This window comes from Streptomyces sp. PA03-1a (assembly GCF_033792805.1).
Taxonomy (GTDB): domain Bacteria; phylum Actinomycetota; class Actinomycetes; order Streptomycetales; family Streptomycetaceae; genus Actinacidiphila.
In genome coordinates this window covers 1-11,807 of the sequence record NZ_JARAVO010000277.1, presented here as the reverse complement: position 1 = coordinate 11,807, position 11,807 = coordinate 1, and the positions used below count along the sequence as shown (strand labels likewise).

Below are 11,807 nucleotides of genomic sequence, written 5' to 3'. Positions count from 1 at the left end.
AGGTTCCGGGGGGTGGGAAATGTTTAAAAGAGACAAAGCGCAACCACAACGCACCCGCACGGGGCGACACGGGGTACCCCGGACGCTTCGGGAGGCACTTGCCGAGTGGGCGGGAAACGCCTGGTTGGCGTACGGTGACAGGCTGCCCCGTACGCCGGGGCGGCGCACGCGGCGCGTGACGTACGGAAGTGGAAGAAGGGGGTCCTGCGTGGCAGCGGTCCGGGACACGGAGATCGCAGTCGAGCAGACGCATCTGGACCGGGTGTACGACCGGCTCGAGGAGAAGATCCACGAGGCGGAGTTCCTCATGGACGACGCCGTCAAGCGCGGCCAGGTCGGCACGCCGGGCGCGCTGGCGGAGCGCGACGCCCAGGTGTTCCGGGCGGGGCTGCACCTGAACCGGCTGAACGCGGAGTTCGAGGACTTCCTCTTCGGCCGGATCGACCTGCTGCTGGGCAAGGACGGCAAGAAGGGCCCGGACGGTGCGTACACCTCCGTGGAGCCCGCCGATGATGCGGTCCGGCCCGACGGGACGGCGGAGGTCGCCGAGACCCTGCACATCGGCCGGCTGGGCGTGCTGGACGCGGACTACGCGCCGCTGGTGATCGACTGGCGGGCGCCCGCGGCGGCGCCGTTCTACCGGGCGACGCCGGTCGCGCCCGGCCGGGTCGTGCGGCGGCGCGTCATCCGCTCCAAGGGCCGCAAGGTGCTGGGCGTCGAGGACGACCTGCTGCGCCCGGAGCTGAGGACGGGGCTGCCGGTGGTGGGGGACGGCGCGCTGATGGCCGCGCTGGGCCAGGCGCGCAGCCACACGATGCGGGACATCGTCTCCAGCATCCAGGCCGAGCAGGACGTGGTGATCAGGGCCCCCGCAGCCTCCGTCACGGAGGTGACAGGCGGGCCCGGCACGGGGAAGACGGCCGTGGCCCTGCACCGGGCGGCGTACCTGCTGTACCAGGACCGGCGCCGGTACGCGGGCGGGATCCTGGTGGTCAGCCCGACGCCGCTGCTGGTGGCGTACACCGAGGGCGTGCTGCCCTCGCTGGGCGAGGAGGGTCAGGTCGCGATCCGCGCCGTGGGCTCGCTCGTGGACGGTGCCGAGGCGACCACGTACGACGATCCGGCGGTCGCCCGGATCAAGGGCTCGCTGCGGATGCTGAGGGTGCTGCGCAAGGCGGCCCGGGGCGTGCTGGAGCACGGGTCCGGGCAGGGCCGGTGCCCGGACCGGCTGCGGGTGGTGGCGTTCGGGCGGCGGCTGGAGCTGGACGCCGAGGAGCTGTCCGGGATCCGGCACGCCGTGCTGAGCGGCACGGCGCCGGTGAACCTGCTGCGGCCCCGGGCCCGGCGTCTGCTGCTGGACGCGCTGTGGCGCAAGGCCGGGCGCCGTTTCGAGGACCCGGAGCTGGCCGCCGAGGAGCGGCAGGGTTTCGACGAGGACGTCTCCACCGAGCAGGAGTTCGTGGACTTCCTGGCCGCCTGGTGGCCGGTGCTGACCCCGCGCGGGGTGCTGGCGGCGCTCTCCGACGAGAAGCGGCTGGGGCGCTGGGCCCGGCGGGTCCTGACGCCGCCCGAGGTGCGCCGGGTGGCGCGCTCGCTGCGCCGGCTGGACCCCGCGGGCAACGGGGCCCTGTCCGTGCACGACGTCGCGATGCTGGACGAGCTGGAGGCCTTGCTGGGCCCGCCGCCGAAGGTGCGCACCCGGGAGGCGGACCCGCTGGACCAGCTGACCGGTCTGGAGGAGGTCACCACCTTCGCCGACCGGATGGCGGCCGGGCGGCGCAGCCGGCAGGACCGGCTGGACGCGGAGCGCACGGAGTACGCGCACGTGATCGTCGACGAGGCGCAGGACCTCACCCCGATGCAGTGGCGGATGGTGGGCCGCCGGGGCCGTGCCGCGACCTGGACGGTGGTCGGCGACCCCGCGCAGAGTTCGTGGACCGACCCGGACGAGGCGGCCCTGGCCCGTGACGAGGCCCTGGGGACGCGTCCGCGCCGCCGTTTCACCCTCACCGTGAACTACCGCAACCCGGCCGAGATCGCGGACCTGGCGGCGAAGGTGCTGGCGCTGGCCATGCCGGGCAGCGAGTCGCCGCGCGCGGTGCGTTCGACGGGGCTGGTGCCCCGGTTCGCGGTGACCGCCGACGGCGGCCCCGGCGAGGCGGTGCGCGCGGAGGCGGAGCGGCTGCTGGGCGAGGTCGAGGGCACGGTGGGCGTGGTCGTGGCCATGGGCCGCCGTGAGGAGGCCCGGGGCTGGCTGGCGGGGCTGGGCGAGCGCGTCGTGGCGCTGGGCAGCCTGGAGGCCAAGGGGTTGGAGTACGACGCGACGCTGGTCGTCTCGCCCGCGGAGATCGCGGACGAGTCCCCGGCCGGGCTGCGGGTGCTGTACGTGGCGCTGACCCGGGCCACGCAGCGGCTGACGGTGCTCTCCGGCGCCCGCGACCTGCCGGACGACGCCGGCGTCCCGGACCTGCTGCGGGACTGAACCGTCCGCATGACGACGGCGGGGCGCCCCTCTGGGAGGGGCGCCCCGCCGGACGTCTGTGACACCGACCCGCCATGCTCGCCTCGCGGCAAGTGGGCGCTCGAAGCGCCTATGGTTGGGCCCGGGGGCTTGGATCGAGCCGGTGCCTCACCCAGGCTAACAAACGATCCGAGATTGTCATTCCGTCCGTGTGCGCCGTTCCGGTGGCGGGTGGGGGAACATTAAGCACACAAGCTTCCGTTGACCCCCCTCGCTACTCGACATTCTGTTGTAGGGCCCCCGGGTTTACGCGTACCCACCAGTAGGTGGCAGCATCGAGGGCGCACAACCAGCGACAGCGGAGGAACAGCGGCCATGGCAACGGCGCCGAGCGTCTCGTACTCAATCACGGTGCGGCTGGAGGTACCCGCGAGCGGATCCGCGGTCAGCCAGCTCACCACGGCCGTGGAAGCCTCCGGTGGTGCCGTCCACGGCCTCGACGTGACCGCTTCCGGCCACGAGAAGCTGCGGATCGACGTGACCATCGCGGCCACCTCGACGGCCCACGCGGACGAGATCGTCGCCAAGCTGGCGCAGATCGAGGGCGTCGCGATCGGCAAGGTCTCCGACCGCACGTTCCTGATGCACCTCGGCGGCAAGATCGAGATGGCGTCGAAGCACCCCATCCGCAACCGTGACGACCTCTCCATGGTCTACACCCCCGGTGTGGCCCGGGTCTGCATGGCGATCGCCAAGAACCCCGAGGACGCCCGCCGGCTGACCATCAAGCGCAACAGCGTCGCGGTGGTCACCGACGGCTCGGCCGTGCTGGGCCTGGGCAACATCGGGCCCAAGGCCGCGCTGCCGGTCATGGAGGGCAAGGCGGCCCTGTTCAAGCGCTTCGCGGGCATCGACGCCTGGCCGATCTGCCTGGACACCCAGGACACCGACGCGATCGTGGAGATCGTCAAGGCGATCGCCCCCGGCTTCGCCGGCATCAACCTGGAGGACATCTCGGCGCCCCGCTGCTTCGAGATCGAGGCCCGGCTGCGCGAGGCCCTGGACATCCCGGTCTTCCACGACGACCAGCACGGCACCGCCATCGTGGTGCTTGCGGCGCTGACCAACGCGCTGCGCGTGGTCGGCAAGCAGGTCGGCGACGTACGGGTCGTCATGTCGGGTGCGGGCGCCGCCGGCACGGCCATCCTCAAGCTGCTGCTCGCGGCGGGCGTCAAGCACGCCGTCGTGGCGGACATCCACGGCGTCGTGCACAGCGGCCGGGAGGACCTGGTCGCCGCCGGCCCCGGGACGGCGCTGCGCTGGATCGCCGACAACACCAACCCGGAGGAGATCACCGGGACCTTGAAGGAGGCCGTGCGCGGCGCGGACGTCTTCATCGGCGTCTCCGCCCCCAACGTCCTGGACGGCGAGGACGTCGCGGCCATGGCCGACGGCGCCATCGTCTTCGCCCTGGCCAACCCCGACCCCGAGGTGGACCCGGCGGTCGCCCGGGAGACCGCCTCGGTGGTCGCCACGGGCCGCAGCGACTTCCCGAACCAGATCAACAACGTGCTGGTCTTCCCGGGCGTCTTCCGCGGCCTGCTGGACGCCCAGAGCCGCACGGTGAACACCGAGATGATGCTCGCGGCGGCGACCGCCCTCGCGGACGTCGTCACCGAGGACGAGCTCAACCCGAACTACATCATCCCGAGCGTCTTCAACGACAAGGTCGCGGGCGCCGTCGCCGGCGCCGTCCGTGAGGCCGCCAAGTCGCAGGGCCTCACCGCGACGCCGTAACGACGGAGCGTCATCGAGCCGCACACGTCCCGCTTTTTGTGTGACTCTCCCGGGTGCCGGATTGGCGTTTCCCCCAGAAATAGGGGCAGGATGCGTACCTGGGCGGTGAGGGCCGCACCGCAGAAGCGCGATGAGCGTCTTCACAATGCGTCTTCCCCGACGGTCGACGTTGGGGGTTTCCATGCAAGGAGTACTTAGATGAACCGCAGTGAGCTGGTGGCCGCGCTGTCCGAGCGCGCCGAGGTGACCCGCAAGGACGCCGACGCCGTTCTGGCCGCGTTCGCCGAGGTCGTCGGCGAGATCGTCGCCAAGGGCGACGAGAAGGTCACCATCCCCGGCTTCCTCACCTTCGAGCGCAGCCACCGCGCCGCGCGCACCGCGCGCAACCCGCAGACCGGTGACCCGATCCAGATCCCGGCCGGCTACAGCGTGAAGGTCTCCGCGGGCTCGAAGCTCAAGGAAGCCGCCAAGGGCAAGTAGTTCCGCGCCTACCGCGACAACCGAAAGGGCGGCCTCCCCGCGGGGAGGCCGCCCTTCGTGTGTTCCGGACGGTGGGCCGGGCGCCGGGTCAGTCCGCGGCGGGCAGCTCGACCTTCGCGCCGAGCTTCTCCAGCTTGCCCATGAAGTTCTCGTAGCCGCGGTTGATCAGGTCGATGCCGTGCACCCGGGAGGTGCCCTGCGCCGCCAGGGCCGCGATGAGGTACGAGAAGCCGCCTCGCAGGTCGGGGATGACCAGGTCGGCGCCCTGCAGCCGGGTGGGGCCGCTGACGACCGCGGAGTGCAGGAAGTTGCGCTGGCCGAAGCGGCAGGGGGTGCCGCCCAGGCACTCGCGGTAGAGCTGGATGTGGGCGCCCATCTGGTTGAGCGCCGAGGTGAAGCCCAGCCGGGACTCGTACACCGTCTCGTGGACGATGGACAGGCCCGAGGCCTGCGTGAGGGCCACGACCAGGGGCTGCTGCCAGTCGGTCTGGAATCCGGGGTGGACGTCGGTCTCCAGGGCGATGGCGTTCAGCGGGCCGCCGGGGTGCCAGAAGCGGATGCCGTGGTCGTCGACCTCGAAGGCCCCGCCCACCTTGCGGAAGACGTTGAGGAAGGTCATCATCTCGCGCTGGCTGGCGCCGCGGACGTAGACGTTGCCCTCGGTGGCCAGGGCCGCGCAGGCCCAGGAGGCGGCCTCCAGGCGGTCCGGGAGGGCGCGGTGGTTGTAGCCGCCGAGCTTGTCCACGCCGGTGATGTGGATGGTGCGGTTGGTGCCCATCGTGATGATGGCGCCCATCTTCTGCAGGACGCAGATGAGGTCCTCGATCTCCGGCTCGATCGCGGCGTTGCTCAGCTCGGTGACGCCCTCGGCCAGGACGGCCGTCAGCAGCACCTGCTCGGTCGCGCCGACCGACGGGTACGGGAGCTCGATCTTGCAGCCGCGCAGCCGCTGCGGGGCCTCCAGGTACTGGCCCTCGGGGCGCTTCTCGATGACCGCGCCGAACTTGCGCAGCACGTCGAAGTGGAAGTCGATCGGCCGGCCGCCGATGTCGCAGCCGCCCAGGCCCGGGATGAAGGCGTGGCCGAGGCGGTGCAGCAGGGGGCCGCAGAACAGGATCGGGATCCGCGAGGAGCCCGCGTGCGCGTCGATGTCGGCGACGTTCGCGCTCTCCACCTTGGACGGGTCGAGCACCAGTTCCCCGGGCTCCTCACCGGCCTGCACCGTCACCCCGTGCAGCTGGAGCAGACCCCGCACCACGCGCACGTCGCGGATGTCGGGCACGTTGCGCAGCCGGCTGGGTTCGCTGCCCAGCAGCGCGGCCACCATCGCCTTGGGCACGAGGTTCTTCGCGCCGCGGACATGGATCTCCCCCTCGAGGGGGGTGCCGCCGTGGACGAGCAGTACGTCGTTAAGGCCGGTCATTGCTCTCGCGTTCCTGGAGACGGGCAGAAAGGAAGCTAGGTCCCCGCAGGCACCAAGGGGAAATGGTAATCGGCCTTCCGGCGCCGGGGAGAGGCCTGTGAGGTCCCACTCATGTAATGGCTTCGCTACAGCACCCTGTGCGGTCGCGCGCCTCCGGAGGGTCGCCGGTGGCGCGCCCGGTGCGCCGGGCCCGGTCCGGAAAGGGGGCCGTTGCCACCCCGCGCGGCGGCGGAATGCGGGATCATGTTGACCATGACCGAAGTGTCATCGCTCACCGGCAGACTGCTCGTCGCGACGCCCGCGCTCGCGGACCCGAACTTCGACCGGGCGGTGGTGCTCCTCCTCGACCACGACGAGGAGGGGTCCCTCGGCGTCGTCCTCAACCGCCCCACGCCCGTCGGGGTCGGCGACGTCCTGGAGACCTGGGCCGGTCTGGCGGGCGCGCCCCCGGTCGTCTTCCAGGGAGGGCCGGTCTCGCTGGACTCCGCGCTGGGCCTGGCCGTGGTGCCCGGGGAGCCGCGGGACGGCGAGGACGGGGAGCCGCTCGGCTGGCGCCGGGTGTACGGCGCGATCGGCCTGGTCGACCTGGAGGCGCCGCCGGAGCTCCTCGCGGCCGAGCTGGGCTCCCTGCGCATCTTCGCCGGGTACGCCGGATGGGGGCCCGGACAGCTGGAGGACGAGCTCGTCGAGGGCGCCTGGTACGTGGTGGAGTCCGAACCGGGGGACGTCTTCTCCCCGGACCCCGAGCAGCTGTGGCGCTCCGTGCTGCGCAGGCAGCGCAGCGAACTCGCGATGGTCGCGACGTATCCGGACGATCCGTCTCTGAATTAGGCTTGCGTGCCATGAGCACTCTCGAGCCCGAGCGCGGGGCGGGCACCGGCACCCTCGTCGAACCGACCCCGCAGGTGTCGAACGGCGATGGCGACCACGAGCGCTTCGCGCACTACGTTCAGAAGGACAAGATCATGGAGAGCGCGCTCTCCGGATCGCCGGTGGTCGCGCTCTGCGGCAAGGTCTGGGTGCCCGGCCGGGACCCCAAGAAGTACCCGGTCTGCCCGATGTGCAAGGAGATCTTCGAATCCATGCCCACCGGTGGCGGGGACAAGGACAAGGACAAGAGCGGCAAGTAGCGGCCGCCACGGCACCCGGCAGGTACGGCCGCGGCACGGCGGCCGTACCTCGCGCGTTCGGGGGGACATGGCGCAGGACGACGCCGTCACGGCGGACCGGGTCTTCGGGCTGTGCGAGCGGGGGCGCTTCGAGATGGCGCACTCGCTCGTCGACGACGCCTTCGTCGCCCGCAACGGCAGCTTCGGCTACCTCGTACGGGCCAGGGTCTTCGCGTACGAGCGACGGGCCGACCGGGCCCGGGAGGCCGTCGACTGGGCGCTGGCGCATGCGGAGCGCGGCGACCCCGACCCGCCGCTGCTGGCCGGGCTCGTCCTGCTGATGCTCGGCGACGCGCACGGCGCCCTCGGGCTCGGGAGGCGGGTCGTCGCCGCCGACCCCCGCGAATGGCGCGCCCAGGTGCTGGTCGCCGACTCCTGCCGGATGCTCTCCCGTGGCCCCGAGGCGCTCGCCGCCGCCCGGCGGGCCGTCCTGATCGCGCCCCGCGAGGCCGAGGCCCAGGTCGCGCTCGCACGGGCACTGGACCTCTCCGTCCGCCCCGCCGCCCAGGCCGAACGCCGCACCGTCGTGGCCCGCGCCCTGGAGCTCGGTGCCGCGCCCGCGGACGTGGCGGGGCGGCGCCGGTGGCCGCGGCTCGTGCCCGTGCTGCTGGTGGCCGCGCTGGTGCTGTTCGCCGAACCGGAGGTGCTGGCCGGTGGGGTGGGCGTGCTGGCGGCGCTGGCGGGCGCGCTGTGGCTGCTGCAGGCCCGTCGTTCCGGCAGCACCGGCCTGGGGCGGCTGCAGACCGTACGTGCTTTGGCCCGCGCCGAGTTGAACGGGGACCGGGCCCGCGCCCGGACCGTGGCCCTGACCGTGGCGGCCCATCTGGCCGTGCTGCCGATCGCCGCCACCGGCCTGGCGGCGGCCGCCGCCGCCGACGGCACCCCGTGGCCGCTTCCGGCCGTCCTGGGCGTCGCCGCGGGCGCCGTGGTGGTGCTGCTGGGCGCCGCCCGCGCGGTGCGCTGGTGGTACGGCGACACCTTCCTGCAACGCGACCTGCTGCCCAGCCGGCACGTCGTCCTCCAGTTGACCGCCGTCGTCGCCCTCATCGGCACCGTCGTGGCCCTCTCCGTGGCGCAGGCGAGCTCCACGGCGCTGTGGTCAGCGGTGACCGTGAGCCACCTCCTGTGGTGCGTGGTCGGCGTGCTGATCCCCGTCCTCGCGCTGAACCGGGACCGCCGGGCCCGCGGCTGACGGCTCACCGCGTCCGGCCGGAGCGGGCCGGAAATCGGCGATTGGTCTATTCCAGTTGCCGCGGGCGCGGCAGGATGGGCGCCATGGACCTCATCCCGGCGCCCGTCGAGGCGCACCGGCACGCCGACGGCGGTCACCTCGACCTGGGCCCCGGCACCACCCTGGACGCCGGCCCCGGCACGGAAGGGACCGCGCACTGGCTGCGCGCCACGGTGGGCGCCGCCACCGGGCTCCCGCTGCCGCCGCCGCCCGCGGGCACGCCCGGCACGATCACGCTCCGCCTCGACCCCGACGTGACCGGGCGCCTCGGCGCGGAGGGCCACCGCCTGACGGTGTCCGCCGCGGACGGCGTCCGCATCGCCGGCGGGGGAGCGGCGGGGGTGTTCTGGGGCGCCCAGACCGTACGGCAGTTGCTCGGGGCCGACGCCTTCCGCCGTGCGCCGCTGCCGGGGCGCGACTGGCGCCTGCCGCACTGCACGGTCGAGGACGCCCCGCGGTTCGCGTGGCGCGGCGTACTGCTGGACGTGGCACGGCACTTCATGCCCAAGGACGTCGTCCTGCGCTACGTCGACCTGCTGGCCGCGCACAAGCTGAACGTGCTCCACCTGCACCTGACCGACGACCAGGGCTGGCGGGTGGAGATCCGCCGCCACCCGCGCCTGACCGAGGTCGGTGCCTGGCGCAGCCGGACCAAGGTGGGGCTGCGGGAGTCCCCGTTGTGGGACGAACGCCCGCACGGCGGTTACTACACGCAGGACGACCTCCGCGAGATCGTGGCGTACGCGGCCGGGCGGCACGTGACGGTCGTGCCGGAGATCGACGTCCCCGGCCACTCGCAGGCCGCCATCGCCGCCTACCCCGAACTCGGCAACACCGACGTCGTCGACACCGGCGCCCTGCCGGTGCTGGCCAGTTGGGGCATCAACCCGAACGTGCTGGCGCCCACCGAGGCCACCGTGCGCTTCTACGAGGATGTGCTGGACGAGCTCCTGGAGGTCTTCCCCTCGGAGTTCGTCCACATCGGCGGCGACGAGTGCCCCAAGGACCAGTGGCGCGCCTCCGCCACCGTCCAGGCCCGCATCAAGGAGCTGGGGCTGCGCGACGAGGACGAGTTGCAGAGCTGGTTCGTCCGGCACTTCGACACCTGGCTGAGCGCGCGTGGCCGCCGGCTGATCGGCTGGGACGAGATCCTGGAGGGCGGACTGGCCGAGGGCGCCGCCGTCTCCTCCTGGCGCGGCTACGCGGGCGGGATCGCGGCGGCCCGGGCCGGGCACGACGTCGTGATGTGCCCGGAGAGCCAGGTCTACCTGGACTGGCGGCAGTCGGACGGCGAGGACGAGCCGGTGCCGATCGCGCACGTCCGCACCCTGGAGGACGTCTACCGCTTTGAGCCCGTCCCGGACGGCCTCACCGCCGAGGAGGCCGCCCACGTCATCGGCGCGCAGGCCAACATCTGGACGGAGACGATGGATTCGGTCCGCGCGGTGGACTACATGGCCTTCCCGAGGCTCGCCGCCTTCGCCGAGACGGTCTGGAGCCGGCTGCCCCGGCCCGCCGCCCGCGACCACGAGGGCTTCGCCGCGCGAATGACCACCCACTACGGGCGACTTGACGCACTGGGGGTCGAATACCGTCCGCCGGGCGGTCCGCTACCGTGGCAGCGGCGTCCGGGCGTCATCGGACGCCCGATCGAGGGGCCGCCCCCGATCGTGTGAGGCCTGCCACAACCCGGGGCCGGTCGGCGCGGGAAATGGCAAGGTGGTCTGGCCAATCACGGCAAGGCGCATGAAGGAGGCCATTCCCGTCGCAACCTGGAGAAAGACGCAAACCGGACGGGGTGCCATCCGGAAGGCGGGTTCTCCTTTGCGACCCTCGCGTTGATCACCCCGGAAGATGTGCCAGAGTTGCCACGTCCGGGCTGTCAGCACGTACCGTACGGCTACCGCACCGCGGACAGCCGGGGAAGGGGCAGCTGCGTGAGCACGTACGCACGGCAGGCAGCGCGCAATGTGGCGTTGCCGACCTCGCTCGACGAGGCCGTGGCGGCCTTGGCCGCCACGCCCACAGCCGTGCCCGTCGCCGGAGGCACCGACCTCATGGCGGCCGTGAACTCCGGGCTGCTGCGCCCCGCGGGACTGGTCGGGCTCGGGCGGATCAGCGAGATCCGCGGCTGGCAGTACGCGGACGGCGCCGCGCTGCTCGGCGCCGGCCTCACCCACGCCCGCATGGGCCGCCCGGACTTCGCCGCGCTCATCCCCGCCCTGGCCGCCGCCGCCCGCGCCGCCGGGCCCCCGCAGATCCGCAACGCGGGCACGCTCGGCGGCAACATCGCCGGCGCCGCCCCCACCGGCGACTCGCTGCCCGTGCTGGCCGCCCTGGAGGCGTCCGTCCTCGTCGCCGGCCCGGACGGCAACCGCGAGCTGCCGGTCAGTCACCTGCTCACCGCCATGGACCCGCTGCGGCCGGGCGAGGTCCTGGCATACGTCCGGGTCCCGCTGCTGCACGCGCCGCAGACGTTCCTCAAGGCCACCGGTCGCACCGGACCCGGCCGCGCGATCGCGTCGGTCGCCGTCGTCCTCGACCCCGCCCGCCGGGGCGTACGCTGCGCGGTGGGAGCTGTCGCACCGGTGCCGCTGCGGCCGCTCGAGGCCGAACGCTGGGTCGCCGGGCTGATCGACTGGGACGGCGAGCGGACGCTGGCACCGGAGGCCCTCACGGCCTTCGGCGAGTACGTCGCCGCCGCCTGCATCCCCGACCCCCTGCCGGCCCCGGACGGCACCACGGCCCCCGAACTGCCCCCCGCGGCCGTCCAGCTGCGGCGTACGGTGGCCGCACTGGCCCGCCGCGCGCTGGGGAGGGCACTGGCATGAGTGACGACGTGTACGACGACAGGACACCGGACGGGCGCATGACCGACCAGCCGCAGGCGGGGTCACCCCTGCCGCACGGCGGGGGATTCACCCCTGGGCACGGGGTGTGGGAGCCCCTGCCCCACGGCGAGTACGACGCCGACCAGACCATGCAGGTGTCCTTCGCGGCGCAGCTGTCCATGACCGAGCCCGGAGCCGACCCGCTCGCCGCCCCGGGCCACGGCTACGCGCCCGAGCCGACCGGCGTGCCGATAACGGTCGCCCCCGCGGAGGGGCCCGGCGGCCCGGCCGCCGGTGAGGACGCGGCCACCACGTGGGCGATCCCCGTCGTGCGCGAGGACGCCACCGCCGACGACTCCGGCGAGTACTCGGTGGGCGCCTTCGTGCCGACCCCCGACCCGTCGCGGCCCTGGAC

The 11,807-nt window shown here is 73.2% G+C and carries 9 protein-coding genes and 1 pseudogene; 9 read left to right on the top strand and 1 reads right to left on the bottom strand.

What is annotated here, in order from left to right:
• Nucleotides 1–208 precede the first annotated feature (208 nt).
• From PV341_RS39275 to PV341_RS39265, 3 genes are all read left to right on the top strand, one after another.
• Nucleotides 209–2,482 carry a UvrD-helicase domain-containing protein gene (locus PV341_RS39275; RefSeq protein ID WP_500330083.1) on the top strand — a complete coding sequence of 758 codons (2,274 nt, stop codon included), beginning with the start codon at nucleotides 209–211 and terminating at the stop codon, nucleotides 2,480–2,482.
• Between the two features lie 354 nt (nucleotides 2,483–2,836).
• Nucleotides 2,837–4,258 (top strand): NAD-dependent malic enzyme, encoded by a 1,422-nt coding sequence (locus PV341_RS39270; protein ID WP_500330082.1) that lies wholly within the window; start codon nucleotides 2,837–2,839, stop codon nucleotides 4,256–4,258.
• A gap of 198 nt (nucleotides 4,259–4,456) precedes the next feature.
• Nucleotides 4,457–4,738, top strand: a complete 282-nt coding sequence (locus PV341_RS39265; RefSeq protein WP_018564081.1) for an HU family DNA-binding protein — start codon at nucleotides 4,457–4,459, stop codon at nucleotides 4,736–4,738.
• An 88-nt stretch (nucleotides 4,739–4,826) separates the two neighbouring features.
• Here the strand turns inward: PV341_RS39265 and murA are convergent, their stop codons facing one another.
• Nucleotides 4,827–6,161 (bottom strand): UDP-N-acetylglucosamine 1-carboxyvinyltransferase, encoded by a 1,335-nt coding sequence (gene murA, locus PV341_RS39260; RefSeq protein WP_499512116.1) that lies wholly within the window; start codon nucleotides 6,159–6,161, stop codon nucleotides 4,827–4,829.
• A gap of 252 nt (nucleotides 6,162–6,413) precedes the next feature.
• On the opposite strand from murA, the gene PV341_RS39255 reads away from it, so the two are divergent.
• From PV341_RS39255 to PV341_RS39230, 6 genes and pseudogenes are all read left to right on the top strand, one after another.
• Nucleotides 6,414–6,992 carry a YqgE/AlgH family protein gene (locus tag PV341_RS39255; RefSeq protein WP_499512115.1) on the top strand — a complete coding sequence of 193 codons (579 nt, stop codon included), beginning with the start codon at nucleotides 6,414–6,416 and terminating at the stop codon, nucleotides 6,990–6,992.
• Nucleotides 6,993–7,003: 11 nt separating this feature from the next.
• Complete coding sequence (locus PV341_RS39250; RefSeq protein ID WP_499512114.1) at nucleotides 7,004–7,291, top strand: DUF3039 domain-containing protein; 288 nt, start codon at nucleotides 7,004–7,006, stop codon at nucleotides 7,289–7,291.
• A 67-nt stretch (nucleotides 7,292–7,358) separates the two neighbouring features.
• Nucleotides 7,359–8,522 (top strand): hypothetical protein, encoded by a 1,164-nt coding sequence (locus PV341_RS39245; RefSeq protein WP_500330080.1) that lies wholly within the window; start codon nucleotides 7,359–7,361, stop codon nucleotides 8,520–8,522.
• Between the two features lie 83 nt (nucleotides 8,523–8,605).
• A complete protein-coding gene (locus PV341_RS39240; RefSeq protein ID WP_500360294.1) occupies nucleotides 8,606–10,237 on the top strand; it encodes a beta-N-acetylhexosaminidase in 1,632 nt (543 codons plus the stop codon).
• Between the two features lie 261 nt (nucleotides 10,238–10,498).
• The gene (locus PV341_RS39235; RefSeq protein ID WP_499512111.1) at nucleotides 10,499–11,392 is read left to right on the top strand and encodes an FAD binding domain-containing protein; all 894 of its coding nucleotides are present in this window, start codon (nucleotides 10,499–10,501) and stop codon (nucleotides 11,390–11,392) included.
• Nucleotides 11,389–11,807: pseudogene (locus tag PV341_RS39230) on the top strand (hypothetical protein); the annotation flags it as partial. The gene PV341_RS39235 and the pseudogene PV341_RS39230, both read left to right, overlap by 4 nt.